Genomic DNA, 14,310 nt, shown 5'->3' with positions numbered 1-14,310 from the left:
GGGCGACGGGGGTGCCCCCGCGCGAACCCGTTCGGGCACGGGGGAGGCTGCACACGGTCGGCATCGGCGCCCCGGGCCTGATCGACCCGGTCACGGGCGAGCTGCGGAACTCCACGGGCCTGCCCGAGTGGCACCGCCGACTGGTGGCCGCGCTGCAGGAGCGGCTGCCGCGCGCCCGTGTCATCGTCGAGAACGAGACCAACCTCGCCGCGCTGGCCGAGCAGCGGGACGGAGCCGCCCTGGGCCGGGACACCTTCGTCCTGCTGTGGCTCGGCCACGGCACGGGCGCGGCCGTGGTCCTGGACGGCACCCTGCGCCGCGGTGCCTCCGGCGGTACGGGCGAGATCGGCTTCCTCCCCGTCCCGGGCACCGGGGCCCTCCCCTCCGCGACGGACTGCACCGGCGGCTTCCACTCCCTGGCCGGAGCGGCGGCGGTGGTGGAACTGGCGCGCGAGCACGGGCTGCCGTACCCGGAGACGGGTCGGGAGCCGGCCGCCGCGGAGCTGGTACGGCACGCGGTGACGGCGGACGCCTCTCCGGCGGACGCCTCCCCCGCGGACGCGACGCGGGCCGCACGCTTCCTGGACGCCCTCGCCGACCGCGTCGCCCTCGGCGCCGCCTCCGTGGTGGCCCTCCTGGACCCCGGGTGCGTGGTCCTGGGCGGTGAGGTCGGGCAGGCGGGCGGCGACGTGCTCGCCGCGCGCGTGGCCGAGCGGGTCTCCCGGATGGCACCGCTGCCCACCGAGGTGCGGCCGAGCACCCTCGGTGGCGGCGCCGTACTGCGCGGAGCGCTCCTCACGGCCCGCGACCGCGCCCAGGACGAACTGTTCACCCCTCCCGGTACGTCCGCCCACCCGCTTCCGCCCGCCGGCGGGCCGGCCGCGTCCGAGCGGGGGCCGCAACTCCTCGGTGATCGCCGCGCGTTCCGGCCGCCGCAGCGCAACGCGCTTGCACCACGGACTAGTTGACCTGTCTGGTCTAGTCCACTTAGTGTCTGACGTCCGCGCAGACCGGTCCGGCGGCGGTGACGACGGCCCTTGCCCGCCGCCGGACCTCCGCGTCCGCACGGCGACCGGGCCCGCGACACGCCCTGTGAGCCACCCCACACCGTCCGCCCGTATGGACGCCGACCGGACGTGGCACACTGGCCCTGTACCAGTAGCAGCGCACTCCGGGGTCGGTGAAACTCCGAACCGGCGGTTAAAGTCCGCGACCCGGTCGCTTCCAGCGGCCGGTTGACCAGGTGGAATTCCTGGACCGACGGTTAAAGTCCGGATGGGAGGCAGTGCGCGGCGAGCGAGCACACGCGTGTGCGCGTCGTCGTATCCGGGTTCGCCCTTTCGGGCGTGTCCCGTCCGGCGTCGCCCCGAGCGTTCTCGTTCGTTCAGTCTGTCGTCGTCGACAGCCCCGGAGTCCGTGCCCGAAGAGGCAGGAGGACCCGGGAAGTGTTCACCGGAATCGTCGAAGAGCTGGGCGAGATCACCGCCGTCGAACACCTCGGCGACGCCGCCCGCTTCCGGCTCCGCGGCCCCGTCGTGACCCAGGGCGCGCGGCACGGCGACTCCATCGCCGTGAACGGGGTCTGTCTCACCGTCGTCGAGCACGAGGGCGACGAGTTCACCGCCGACGTCATGGCGGAGACCCTCAAGCGCTCCAGCCTCGGCGTCCTCGCCGTCGGCTCCCGTGTCAACCTCGAACGCCCCACCGCGGTGGGCGCCCGCCTGGGCGGCCACATCGTGCAGGGACACGTCGACGGCACCGGCACGATCCTGGACCGCACGCCCTCCGAGCACTGGGAGATCGTGAAGATCTCGCTCCCGGCGGACCTCGCGCGCTACGTCGTCGAGAAGGGCTCCATCACCGTCGACGGCATCAGCCTCACCGTCGTCGAGGCCGGCGACGAGCACTTCACCGTCAGCCTCATCCCCACCACCCTCGCCCTGACCACCCTGGGCCTGAAGCAGCCCGGCGACCCGGTCAACCTCGAGGTGGACGTCGTCGCCAAGTACGTCGAGCGGCTGCTCGGCGACCGCGCCCGGGGGGCCGCCCGGTGAACTGGCTCAACTCCGAGGCCTTCACCGTCCTCGGCCAGCACATCAGGTGGGCGGACATGATCGGCAACGTCATCGGCCTGACCGCCCTGGTGTTCGGCTGGCGGCGCTCCATCTGGAGCTGGCCCATCCAGTTCCTCTCCGGCCTGATCCTCTTCGCCGCGTTCGCCGCCGCCCACCTGTCCGGCAGCGCCGGCAAGCAGGTCGTCGTCATGGTCGTCGCCGTCTACGGCTGGTGGCAGTGGAACCGCGGCAGGAGCCGGGCGGAGGACGGCCACATCGCCGTACGCTTCGCCACCTGGCGCGAGCGGGCCGCCCTGCTCGGCGCCGCCGCCGTCGGCACCGTCGCCGTCTCCGGCCTGTTCCACGCCTACCCGTCGCTGTCCTGGGACCCCTGGCCCGACGCCTACATCTTCGTCGGCACGGTCGTCGCCATGTACGCCCAGGCGTGCGGCATGGTCGAGTTCTGGTTCGCCTGGCTCCTCGTCGACGCCGTCGGCGTCCCGCTCAACTTCGCCAACGGCTTCGCCTTCTCCGGCTTCGTCTATGTCATCTACGGCGCACTCGTCCTGTGGGGCATGCGCGACTGGTGGCTGCGCACCCGCAAGGACGCGCGGCCGGTCCTGGAAGGAGCGCCCGCATGACCGCGGCACCTGTTCTCTACGGCCCTGACGACGCCGAGGACTTCTCCCTCGACCCGGTCGAGCAGGCGATCGCCGACATAGCGGCCGGCCGTCCGGTCGTGGTCGTCGACGACGAGGACCGCGAGAACGAGGGCGACCTCGTCGTCGCCGCCGAGAAGGCGACCCCCGAGATCGTCGCCTTCATGATGAGCGAGTGCCGCGGCCTGATCTGCGCCCCCATGGAGGGCGAGGAGCTGGACCGGCTCGAGCTGCCGCAGATGGTGGAGGAGAACACCGAGTCGATGAAGACCGCGTTCACGGTCTCCGTCGACGCCTCCGCCGCCCACGGCGTCACCACCGGCATCTCCGCCTCCGACCGCGCCACCACCCTCCAGCTGCTGGCGAGCGGCACCGCCGAGCCCACCGATCTCGTCCGCCCCGGCCACGTCTTCCCGCTGCGCGCCCGCCCCGGCGGGGTGCTCGTCCGCGACGGCCACACCGAGGCCGCCGTCGACCTCGCCCGGCTCGCGGGACTGCGCCCGGCCGGCGCGATCGTGGAGATCGCCGGCGAGGACGGCCGGATGCTCCGCCTGCCCGAGCTGATCGTCTTCGCCCGCAAGCACGGCCTGACGATCATCTCCATCGAAGACCTGATCGCCTACCGCCGTTCCAGCGAGCCCACCGTCCGCCGCGAGGCCGAGGTCCACCTGCCCACCGCGCACGGCGCCTTCACGGCGTACGGCTACCGCTCCATCGTCGACGGCGTCGAGCACGTCGCCCTCGTCCACGGCGAGATCGGCGACGGCGAGGACGTCCTGGTCCGCGTCCACTCCGAGTGCCTGACCGGTGACGTCTTCGGCTCCCAGCGCTGCGACTGCGGCCCCCAGCTGGACACCTCCCTGCAGCGCATCCAGGCCGAGGGCAGGGGAGTGGTGGTCTACCTGCGCGGCCACGAGGGACGCGGCATCGGCCTGATGTCCAAGCTCCGCGCCTACGAGCTCCAGGAGCGCGGCCGGGACACCCTCGACGCCAACCTCGAACTCGGCCTGCCCGCCGACGCCCGCGACTACGGCGCCGGCGCGCAGATCCTGAAGGACCTCGGCGTCAGGAGCGTCCGCCTGATGACCAACAACCCCGACAAGACCGACGCCCTGCTCCACCACGGCCTGAAGGTCACCGGGCGGGAGCCGATGCCGGTCCAGGCCGGCGAGCACAACCTCCGCTACCTGCGCACCAAGCGGGACCGGATGGGCCACGACCTGCCCTGGCTGGACACCACCGCCGTGTCCACCTGCGGCAACCAGTAAGCACGGAAAATGCGAGGAGACACGTGAGCGGCAAGGGTGCACCGGAACTGGCCGTCCGAGGCGTCGGGGACCTCAGGGTCGCCGTCATCGCGGCGCAGTGGCACGAGAAGGTGATGGACGGACTGGTGGACGGCGCCCTGCGCGCCCTGCACGAGCTGGGGATCGACGAGCCGACCCTGCTCCGCGTCCCCGGCAGCTTCGAGCTCCCGGTGGTGGCCAAGGTGCTGGCCGGCCGCGGCTACGACGCGATCGTGGCCCTCGGCGTCGTCATCCGGGGCGGCACCCCCCACTTCGACTATGTGTGCCAGGGCGTCACCCAGGGACTGACCCAGGTGTCGGTCGAGACCGGCGTGCCCGTCGGCTTCGGCGTGCTCACCTGCGACACCGAGGAGCAGGCCCTGGACCGGGCGGGCCTCGCGGGCTCCAGCGAGGACAAGGGACACGAGGCGGTCACCGCGGCGGTGGCGACCGCGGCGACGCTCCGTTCAGTATCCGAACCCTGGCGGTGAGCGCCGCCCTGAGCGCGTAGGGTTGGCACCATCATGCCCAGGAAGACGTTCGAGGAGCTCTTCACCGAGCTCCGGCACAAGGCCGCCCACGGCGATCCCGCCACCTCCCGCACCGCCGAACTCGTCGGCAAGGGGGTCCATGCCATCGGCAAGAAGGTCGTCGAAGAGGCGGCCGAGGTCTGGATGGCCGCCGAGTACGAGGGCAAGGAGGCGGCCGCCGAGGAGATCTCGCAGCTGCTGTACCACGTCCAGGTGATGATGGTCGCCCGCGGCATCTCCCTGGACGACGTCTACGCCCACCTCTGAGCAAGTCCCCCTCACCGGCCCGTACGCAACGAACACGTCAACGAACGAAGGAAGCCGACCTCATGCTGCGCATCGCCGTCCCCAACAAGGGTTCACTCTCCGGCCCTGCGGCGGAGATGCTGCATGAGGCCGGCTACCAGCAGCGACGCGAGTCCAAAGAGCTGCGGATCGTCGACCCGACCAACGAGGTCGAGTTCTTCTACCTCCGCCCCCGCGACATCGCGATCTACGTCTCCACCGGCCGCCTCGACATCGGCATCACCGGACGTGACCTGCTCGTCGACTCGGGAGCGGGCGCCGAGGAGATCCTGCCGCTCGGCTTCGCCCGCTCCACCTTCCGCTACGCGGCCAAGCCTGGCACCATCGGCGACGTCGCCGACCTGAACGGCAAGACGGTCGCCACCTCCTACGAGGGCATCGTCGCCAAGCACCTCGCCGACGGCGGCATCGACGCCTCCGTCGTCCACCTGGACGGCGCCGTCGAGACCGCCATCGAACTCGGCGTCGCCGAGGTCATCGCGGACGTCGTCGAGACCGGAACCTCGCTGCGCAACGCCGGCCTGGAGGTCGTCGGCGAGCCGATCATGAAGTCGGAGGCGATCGTCGTCCGCCGCACCGGCGCCGACATCGAGGAGCCCAAGGTGCAGCAGTTCCTGCGCCGTCTCCAGGGCGTCCTGGTGGCCCGGACGTACGTGATGATGGACTACGACTGCCGGGTCGAGCAGCTGGAGAAGGCCGTCGCGCTCACCCCGGGCCTGGAGTCCCCGACCGTCTCCCCGCTGCACAACGAGGGCTGGGTCGCCGTGCGCGCCATGGTCCCGGCCAACGAGGCCCAGCGGGTCATGGACGACCTGTACGCGATCGGCGCCCGCGCCATCCTGACCACGGCCATCCACGCCTGCCGCCTCTGAGGCCTTCGAGGGACGAAAGAGGCACACCACGATGTCCGACCTGCCCGCACTTCCCGTCACCTTCCGGCCGGGCCGCACCCGGGCCGTCCTGCTCACCGCCGCTGTCGCCCTGTTCGTGGCGATAACCGTCGTGGCGCTGCTGCTGGAACAGCTCAGCCCCGGCGAGCGCGTCAGCTTCGTCCTCACCGGCGCCCTGCTGGCCGGGATCCCGGTCCTGCTCGTCCGCCCGAAGGTGGTCGCCGACGACTCCGGCGTCACCGTCGTCAACATCGTCGGCCGGCGCCGTCTGGCCTGGGCGGAGATCCTGCAGGTGAACCTGCGCCCCGGAGACCCGTGGGTGTTCCTGAACCTCAGCGACGGCACCAGTCTGCCCGCGCTCGGCATCCAGCCGGGCATCGCCAAGCAGCGCGCCATCGCCGACGCGCGCGCCCTGCGCGCGCTCGTCGAGGCCCGGTCCATCCAGGACCCCGAGCGGTCTGAGGGTGGTCCTCAGGGCTGAGTCGGGGACGTCCACCCCGACACATGGGGCCCTGTCTTGAATATTCTGGTGGGCGGAGACGTTGTTCCCCGCGTCTCCGCCCCTGAGCCCCGCCCGGTGCCAGGGGCTCCTGCTACCCGAGGAGTGACTCCCCCCGGCGATGGACGGATCGTCCTGCAGTACCTGCGCCGCCCCCTGTCGACATAGCGCCAACCGCCCGACCGCGGTTCGCGCGTACGCGGAGGCGGCGGCATCATGACCATCCCCCTGCTGCTCCTGGCAGCGGCGTTCCTACTGGTCCTGGCCAACGGCTTCTTCGTCGCGGCCGAGTTCGGCCTGGTCACCGTCGAGCGCGCGGACGCCGAGAAGGCCGCCACCGAGGGCGACCCACGGGCCCGTACGGTCGTCGAATCCCTCAAGGAGCTGTCCTTCCAGCTCTCCGGCACCCAGCTCGGCATCACGATCACCTCCCTGGTGGTCGGCATGCTCGCCGAGCCGGCGCTGGCCCGGCTGCTGCGCGGCCCGTTCACGGCGGTCGGCATACCCGACGGCGCCGTCTCCGGGGTCGCCGTGGTCGTCGGCATGCTGCTGGCCTCGGCGGTCCAGATGGTGATCGGCGAGCTCGTGCCCAAGAACTGGGCGGTGTCCCGGCCCTTGCAGGTCGCGCGCTTCGTGGCCGGCCCGCAGCACGTCTTCTCGCGCCTGTTCCACCCGGTGATCGCCACGCTGAACGCGGTCGCCAACCGGCTGGTGCGCGCCCTGGGCGTCGAGCCCACCGAGGAACTGGCCTCCGCCCGCACCCCCGGCGAGCTGGTCTCGCTGGCCCGCCACTCGGCCCGGGCCGGCGCCCTCGAACCGGACACGGCGGACCTCTTCGTACGCACCCTGTCCCTGGGGGGTCTGACCGCACAGCACGTCATGACCCCGCGCGTGAAGGTCAGCGCCCTGCAGTCCTCGGCGACCGCCGAGGACGTGGTCAACCTCACTCGCGCCACCGGCCTGTCCCGTTTCCCCGTCTACCACGAGAAGATCGACGAAGTCGTCGGCATGGTCCACCTCAAGGACGCCCTCGCGGTGCCGGCGCACGAGCGGCTGCGCACCCCCGTGGGCCGTATCGCCCGCCCGGCGCTGCTGGTCCCCGAGACCCTGCCGGTGCGGCCTCTGCTCACCCGGCTGCGCAGTGAGCAGCCCATCGCCGTCGTGGTCGACGAGTACGGCGGCACGGCGGGCGTCGTCACCCTGGAGGACATCGTCGAGGAACTCGTCGGCGAGGTCCGCGACGAGCACGACGCCACGGACGTGCCCGAGCTCGCCCCCGCCCCGCCGGAGGACGGCCGGCCCGCCTGGGACGTCGACGGCGGCTGCCGCGTCGACCTGCTGAAGCGCATCGGCCTGGACGTGCCCGAGGGCCCGTACGAGACCGTCGCGGGCCTGGTCGCCGACCTGCTCGGCCGCATCCCGGCCCCCGGCGACCGGGCGGAGCTGCCCGGCTGGCGGCTGGCCGTGCGCCAGGTCGGGCACTACCGCGCGGAGCGGGTGCGGCTGGTCCGTACCGCCCCGGCGGCGGACGCGGTCGCGGCCGTGGTGGAGGCCGCCCGATGAGCGTGCTCCACCTGGTCTTCGCCGCGCTGCTGGTGCTCGCCAACGGCTTCTTCGTCGGTGCCGAGTTCGCCCTCGTCTCCGTCCGCCGCAGCCAGATCGAACCGCTCGGCACCGTGCGGGCCCGCCAGGTGCTGCACGGTCTGGAGCGGCTGCCGCAGATGATGGCCGCCGCCCAGTTCGGCATCACCGTCTGCTCGCTGACCCTGGGCGCCGTCGCCGAACCGACGGTGGCCCGTCTGCTGGAGCCGGTGTTCACCTGGCTGCGTCTGCCCGACGGCGTGGTGCACCCGCTCGGCTACGTCATCGCGCTCGCGGGCGTGATCTTCTTCCACCTCGTCATCGGCGAGATGGTGCCGAAGAACCTCGCCATGGCCGCACCGGAGAAGGCCGCGCTGTGGCTCGGCCCCGGCCTGGTCGCCTTCGCCCGCCTGTGCAGGCCGGTCACGGCCGCGCTCGGCGCCTGCGCCAAGGGGGTCCTGCGGCTGTTCCGCGTCGAGCCCAAGGACGAGGTCGAGGCCGCTTGCACCAGTGCGCAGCTCAACCGGCTGGTGGAGGACTCCCGCCAGGCGGGGCTGCTGGACCCCGAGGAGCAGGAGCGCCTGGAGGACGCGCTGGAGCTGGGCTCCCGCCCGGTCACCGACGTCCTGCTGGGGCGCGAGGCACTGGTGACGGTCAGCCCGTCGGTCACCCCCGGCGAGATCGTCGAGCTCACCGCCCGCACCGGCTACTCCCGCTTCCCGGTCGACGCCGGCAGCGGTGCCTTCATGGGCTACCTCCACGTCAAGGACGTCCTGGACCTGGAGGAGTCGTCCGACCGGCCCGTCCCCCAGCGGCTGTGGCGCCCCATGACCACCCTGCGGGCCGAGCTGCCGCTCGACGACGCCCTGACGGTCATGCGCCGGGCGGCCACCCACCTGGCCCAGGTGGCGGACCCCTCCGGCAAGGTGCTGGGCCTGGTCGCTCTGGAGGACGTGCTGGAACTCCTGGTGGGCGAGGTACGGGACCCCGCGCACCGGGTGGTGACGGAGACACGACTGACCGAGCCGCGGGGGACAGGGGAGCCGGAGGAGGCACTGGCGACGTGACCCGGCTGCGGGCAGTCGTGCCGCCCCCGGGCGTTCGGCACGGGAGGAGACACGACTGCCCGCGGCCACGTGGTCACAACGCCGACGGGTCCTGGGGCCCCCGCCCCGACAGGACCTCCCCGTACGCCTGCATGAGATCCGGCAGCCGCAGCGTCGCCAGGTCGTCCCGGGACAGCGTCCCCGGATACGTGGACAGCCGCAGGTCGCGGTACGCACAGCTCTTCTCGTACAGCGTCCGCAGGAACCGCCCGTTCCCGAGTTCGTCGATCCACCCCTGGTCGACCACATGCCCGGCGATCGAGCGCAACTCGTCCAGGGCCTCGTCGTCCCACAGGTCACCGTTCTCCGCGGCGAGCACCTTGCCGATCTCGGTGAGTTCCGGGGGCCGGTACGACGGGAAGTCCACCCGGGTCGTGAAGCGGGACGACAGCCCGGGGTTGGCGGCGAGCAGCCGGTCCATGCCCTCGGGATAGCCGGCGAGGATCACCACGAGGTGGTCCCGGTTGTCCTCGGCCCGCTTGAGCAGCACCTGCAACGCCTCGTCTCCGTACGCGTCGCCCTTCCCGTAACCGGAGTTGGACAGCGAGTACGCCTCGTCGACGAAGAGGACACCACCGATCGCGGAGTCGATGAGCTCGTTGGCCTTGACGGCGGTCTGGCCCAGGTACTCGCCGACCAGATCGGCCCGCTGGGCCTCCACCAGATGGTCGCCGCCGAGCAGACCGAGGGCGTAGAAGACGCGGCCGAGGATGCGGGCAACCGTGGTCTTGCCGGTGCCGGAGGGACCGGAGAAGACGAAGTGCCGCTTGGGCGGCTGCACGGGCAACCCCTGCCCGGCCCGCAGCCGCGCCATGTTCAACTGTGCGGACAGGGCCTTGACCTGGCGTTTCACCGGCTCCAGCCCCACCATGCGCTCGAGCTCGGCGAGCGCTTCCTCGAGCAGTGCGGGATCGGTCGGCCCCGTGGGCAGCGTCCCCCCGCCCGCCGCGGTCCGCCGGCGCACCGCCGGATCGGTCACCGACGGCAGCGGTCCGGTCACCGACAGGTCGGAACCGGACAGCTTCAGGTCCCGTCCCTCCGTACCGAAGAGCGGGTCCAGCACGTCCGGGCCGTCCACCGCGTCCTGCCCGATGCCGGTCAGCGTGATCGCGGCGAGCCCGGCCACGTCGTCGTAGCCGTCGCCCTCGGCGATCGCCGCCAGCCGCGCCGAGGTGTCCATGAAGGCCGGATCGACCCGGTGCACCGCCCGGTACAGCGGGAGCGCGGCGGCGCTGCGCCCGGTTCCCTCGTGCGCCCGCGCCAGCCAGTACCGCAGCTCCTTGCGCTGCGGCTGCTCGCTGCGGCAACGCATCAGCGCGGCCGCGAGCAGCGGCTCGGCCTGCCCGTACATCTCCATCCGGACCCGGGCCATGCCGCCGAACAGCCCGGCCTCGATGCCGAGCAGCGGGTCGTCGAGCAGTGGGTCGGTGTGCCGGACCAGCTGCTCCCAGTCCTTGACGAGATAGGCGCGGCAGGCGTGCAGAAAGCGGACCTGGGCGTCGGCGTCCACCGGCGGCAGTCCGGCCAGCGCCCGGTCCAGCTCGGGGACATGGCGGCCGTCCAGCCAGTGCGAGGCGTGCGCGAGCAGCAGGTCACGGGACCTCTCGAGGACGGGCTGCACCCACCAGCCCAGCCAGTACCAGGAGTTGAGCATGCGGCGGTGCCGGGCGCGCTGCTCGCCGAAACGGTCCCGGTGCCGGAACATCCGCAGCAGCGCGGTCGTCGTGTCCACCCGTAGCGCGTGCAGGCCGAGCCAGCCGTCGGCCATCCCGGGGTCCAGCCGCACCGCGGTGCGGAACTCCTCCTCCGCCTGCGGATAGGCGCCCATGGTGTAGGCGTCCACGCCTCGCAGCCACGCGAGGTCGGCCGGGGCGTCGAGGCCCTGCGTGCCGAAGTCCATCACGTCCCCCACGAATTGTGCCCCCCGAGGTTCGCCGCCCGGCACCACCAGGCGGCCTCCTGTGGTCGAACCGCTGTATCACGGACCGGAGTTGCAGTGCGCCGAGCAGCCGTCCGAAGGTCGCGCCGAGGGCATCGTACCCGCGGGGCCACCGCGCGCCGAAGGGTGCCGCACAGGCCGTTCGGCGAGGTGGGGTGGACGGGCGCACCCTGTGTGGTGACCGAGGGTGATCGAATGGTGCCGGATGGCGTCCGTAAAACGGCAGAACGAAGCCCCCGATCACGGGGGAACAACCGGGGGCTTCGCGTCTGTCGGCGGTCCTCGACGACCGCACACTGAGAACGTAAGTCCTGTACGGCCCCCGGGTCAAGCGGAGTTGAAACAGTCGGAGAAGTTCGCCCACGGCGGTCTTCACAGGTTCAGCACATTGCCGACGGCCCGTCACGGTGGGTGACGAACTGGTCCGGTCCAACACTCCCGGAAGGCCCCGGAAACACCGCGTACCCCTGGGCCGGCTGCCGTACCAGAAGATCGGCGAAGGGCCGCGAGGGGTCCTCGGCGAAGTGCCGGCGCTCGGCCTCGACCCACCCGGACCAGAACTCCCTCTGTTCCTCCCCGTCCCGTGACCGCCCCCGTGCCCAGGCCTCCTCGCGCGGCAGGTCCATCCACAGCAGCCGCGCGAGATACGGGCGCAGCGCCTGCCGCCCCGCCCCCACGCCTTCGACGAGGACCACCGGCGCCGGCGGCAGCGCGCGCGCCGGCCCGAACCGCCGCGCCCGCCAGTCGTAGGGGAGGTACCGCGCCGTCGCCCCGCGCTCGAGCGGCGCGACGACCTCGCTCAGCAGCCGCCCGTCCCACGAGAACAGCTCCTCATGACTGGCGACATCGTCCAGGTGCAGCACGGGCGCATCCCCGAGTGCCACCGCCAACTCCCCGGCGAACGTGGACTTTCCGGACCCGGCATGTCCGTCGACGCCGACGAGCCGCACGGTCCCGCAGGACGGCGGCAGACAGCGAAGACGATCAGCGAGAGCGCGCATGGTCATTTCCCCGAACCCATGGAGGCGTACATCCCAGAGGCATTCTAGTGACGGCCCCCGTGAGTCACGGTGGAGTGACTCCGCGCAGGCCACGCCAGTGGTGGAGACCAATATTGGTGGGAGCGGCGTGTGTCGAAGTGCTGGCAGGAGGCGGGCGCCGCGGTCATAGTGGGCGCACAGCCGTGCACGGACCCGCCCCGACTTCGGACACCTGGGGGTCATCCACCCATGAGCAGAGCCGAACAGCCGTCCCGCAGATCCGTCCTGGCCGTCGCGGTCGCCGCGGCGATGGCGGGCGGTGCCGCCCCGGCGGCCGCCGCCTCCGTGGCCGCACCGGCCGCCGGAACCCCGAACGCCGAAGGCCGCCCCCACGCCACCCCGGCCCGCCAGGTCGACTACCGCGCCTGGACGACGTACACCGACTGGCGCAGCGGTACGGCCCACGGCACCCGCGCCGTCCCGGGCGCCCGCCCCGGTCTCCGAATGGCGCGGCCGGCGGGCACCACCGACTACACCGACCCGCACACCGGCACCACCGCCACCTGGGAGTACGCCACCTGGACGGGACCGGTCCACCGGCTCACCGTGCCGGCCACCGAGGCGGTCGCCTCCTGGAACGCGCACACCCCGGCCGGGACCTGGCTCCAGGTCGAGCTGCGGGGCGGGTACTCCGACGGCACGGACACCCCCTGGTACGTGATGGGCCGCTGGGCGGCCGGTGACCAGGACATCAAGCGGACCTCCGTCGACGGCCAGAGCGACGGCCGCAGCACCGTCTGGACGGACACCTTCTCCGTCGGCGACCCGGCCTCCGGACTGCGCCTCACCTCGTACCGGCTGCGGCTCACCCTCTACCGCAGGCCCGGCACCGGGCTCACCCCCACCGTGTGGCGGATCGGCGCCATGGGCTCCGACATCCCCGACCGCTTCACCGTGCCGGCCTCCGCACCCGGCCTGGCCGGGGAGCTGATCGTCCCGCGCTACTCGCAGGAGATCCACGCGGGCCAGTACCCCGAGTACGACAACGGCGGCGAGGCCTGGTGCAGCCCCACCTCCTCCCAGATGATCATCGAGTACTGGGGTGGCCGGCTCACCCCCGGGCAACTGTCCTGGGTCGACCCGTCCTACGCCGACCCGCAGGTCTGCCACGCCGCCCGGTACACGTACGACCACCAGTACGGCGGCTGCGGCAACTGGCCGTTCAACGCCGCCTACGCGGCCACGTTCGAGGGCCTGCAGGGCGTCGTCACCCGGCTCGGCTCGCTCACCGACCTCGAGACGCTGATCGCGGCCGGCATCCCGGCCATAACGTCCCAGTCCTTCCTCAGGACCGAGCTGACCGGCGCCGGTTACGGCACCAACGGCCACCTGATGACCGTCATCGGCTTCACCGCCGACGGCGACGTGATCGCCAACGACCCGGCCTCGCCGAGCGACGAGGCGGTGCGGCGCGTGTACCGGCGCCGGGAGTTCGAGAACATCTGGCTCAGGACCAAGCGCTACAACGCCTCGGGCAAGGTCGCCTCCGGCAGCGGCGGCATCTGCTACCTGTACTTCCCGGCCCACCCCACGGCCCACCAGCGCAAGGCCCTCGCCGCGGTGGGCGTCCGCTGACAGCGGCGCCGCAGGCGCACGGAGCCACGAGGGCCCCGGGTGACCGGGGCCTTTCCCGTGACCGGTCCGACCGCCGGCCGACCTGCCATACTGCGGAGTCCGACCGCCAGTTGGAGACCGGGGCCGAAATTGCATATCAGTCGACAGCGTGAGGCCGCCCTCCCCGGGGCTCTCGACCCCGTTCGAGCAGAGGGGACCCCCAGCCGTGCGCGCGGCACCGAGCGCTCCGTGGCACGTCGCGCCGAACTCATCGCCATCGGGCGGAGGCTGTTCGCCGACACCTCCTACGACGCCCTCTCGATGGACGACATCGCCCGGCAGGCCCATGTGGCCAAGGGGCTGATCTACTACTACTTCCGGTCCAAGCGCGGCTACTATCTGGCGATCATCGAGGACTCCGTCGCCGACCTGGTCACCTTCGCGGCGAGCGGCCTGGAGCTCCCGGCCGTGGACCGGGTGCACCGCACCATCGACGGCTACCTCCGCTACGCGGAGCACAACCAGGCCGCCTACCGCACCATCGTCAGCGGCGGTGTCGGCTTCGACACCGAGGTCCACGCCATCCGGGACGGCGTGCGCGAGGCCATCGTCGCGACCATCGCGCAGGGCGCCTACGGCCGTACCGCGATCGGCCCGCAGGCCCGCATGGGCCTGCTCGCCTGGGTGTGCAGCGTCGAGGGCGCCACCCTGGACTGGATCGACCGGCCCGAGCTGTCCCGCGACACCATGTGCGACCTGCTGGTGAAGACTCTCGGCGGCACCCTGCGCGCCATCGAGGAACTGGACCCGGCCCACCCCTGTCTCTTATACAAATCTGACGCTGCCGACGAATAGCCTTGTGTAGT

Annotated in this window: 13 protein-coding genes and 1 riboswitch; of the genes, 11 read left to right on the top strand and 2 right to left on the bottom strand. The window is 72.1% G+C overall.

What is annotated here, in order from left to right:
* The 10 genes from C1I97_RS16355 to C1I97_RS16310 all read left to right on the top strand — a co-directional run.
* The coding region (locus C1I97_RS16355; RefSeq protein ID WP_111003956.1) for an ROK family protein at positions 1-968 on the top strand (968 nt) is incomplete at its 5' end.
* Between the two features lie 194 nt (positions 969-1,162).
* Positions 1,163-1,293, top strand: a riboswitch (FMN riboswitch).
* 152 nt (positions 1,294-1,445) lie between these two features.
* Positions 1,446-2,054, top strand: coding sequence for a riboflavin synthase (locus C1I97_RS16350; RefSeq protein ID WP_111003954.1), 609 nt, complete (start codon positions 1,446-1,448; stop codon positions 2,052-2,054).
* Complete coding sequence (locus C1I97_RS16345; protein ID WP_111003953.1) at positions 2,051-2,695, top strand: nicotinamide mononucleotide transporter family protein; 645 nt, start codon at positions 2,051-2,053, stop codon at positions 2,693-2,695. Before C1I97_RS16350 ends, C1I97_RS16345 begins: the two co-directional genes overlap by 4 nt.
* Positions 2,692-3,981, top strand: a complete 1,290-nt coding sequence (locus tag C1I97_RS16340; RefSeq protein ID WP_111003952.1) for a bifunctional 3,4-dihydroxy-2-butanone-4-phosphate synthase/GTP cyclohydrolase II — start codon at positions 2,692-2,694, stop codon at positions 3,979-3,981. The genes C1I97_RS16345 and C1I97_RS16340 overlap by 4 nt, the downstream gene beginning before the upstream one ends.
* 23 nt (positions 3,982-4,004) lie before the next feature.
* A complete protein-coding gene (gene ribH / locus C1I97_RS16335) occupies positions 4,005-4,490 on the top strand; it encodes a 6,7-dimethyl-8-ribityllumazine synthase (RefSeq protein ID WP_111003951.1) in 486 nt (161 codons plus the stop codon).
* A 33-nt stretch (positions 4,491-4,523) separates the two neighbouring features.
* Entirely contained in the window at positions 4,524-4,796 is a 273-nt protein-coding gene (locus C1I97_RS16330; RefSeq protein ID WP_111003950.1) for a phosphoribosyl-ATP diphosphatase, read from the top strand.
* Between the two features lie 62 nt (positions 4,797-4,858).
* Positions 4,859-5,707 (top strand): ATP phosphoribosyltransferase, encoded by an 849-nt coding sequence (hisG, locus tag C1I97_RS16325; protein ID WP_111003949.1) that lies wholly within the window; start codon positions 4,859-4,861, stop codon positions 5,705-5,707.
* Between the two features lie 31 nt (positions 5,708-5,738).
* A complete protein-coding gene (locus C1I97_RS16320) occupies positions 5,739-6,206 on the top strand; it encodes a PH domain-containing protein (protein ID WP_111003948.1) in 468 nt (155 codons plus the stop codon).
* 234 nt (positions 6,207-6,440) lie between these two features.
* On the top strand, positions 6,441-7,787 hold the full coding sequence (locus tag C1I97_RS16315; protein ID WP_111003947.1) for a hemolysin family protein: 1,347 nt from the start codon (positions 6,441-6,443) through the stop codon (positions 7,785-7,787).
* Positions 7,784-8,872 (top strand): hemolysin family protein, encoded by a 1,089-nt coding sequence (locus tag C1I97_RS16310; RefSeq protein ID WP_111003946.1) that lies wholly within the window; start codon positions 7,784-7,786, stop codon positions 8,870-8,872. Before C1I97_RS16315 ends, C1I97_RS16310 begins: the two co-directional genes overlap by 4 nt.
* A 73-nt stretch (positions 8,873-8,945) precedes the next feature.
* Here the strand turns inward: C1I97_RS16310 and C1I97_RS16305 are convergent, their stop codons facing one another.
* On the bottom strand, positions 8,946-10,811 hold the full coding sequence (locus tag C1I97_RS16305; RefSeq protein WP_111003945.1) for an AAA family ATPase: 1,866 nt from the start codon (positions 10,809-10,811) through the stop codon (positions 8,946-8,948).
* Positions 10,812-11,230: 419 nt separating this feature from the next.
* Positions 11,231-11,851: a uridine kinase family protein gene (locus C1I97_RS16300; protein ID WP_111003955.1), complete on the bottom strand. Its 621-nt coding sequence runs from the start codon at positions 11,849-11,851 to the stop codon at positions 11,231-11,233.
* A gap of 228 nt (positions 11,852-12,079) precedes the next feature.
* Between C1I97_RS16300 and C1I97_RS16295 the strand changes: the two genes are divergently transcribed.
* Positions 12,080-13,465 (top strand): peptidase C39 family protein, encoded by a 1,386-nt coding sequence (locus tag C1I97_RS16295; RefSeq protein WP_111003944.1) that lies wholly within the window; start codon positions 12,080-12,082, stop codon positions 13,463-13,465.
* Positions 13,466-14,310 lie beyond the last annotated feature (845 nt).

The organism is Streptomyces sp. NTH33 (assembly GCF_003236365.1).
Lineage (GTDB): Bacteria > Actinomycetota > Actinomycetes > Streptomycetales > Streptomycetaceae > Streptomyces.
This window is presented reverse-complemented; position numbering and strand designations above follow the sequence as displayed.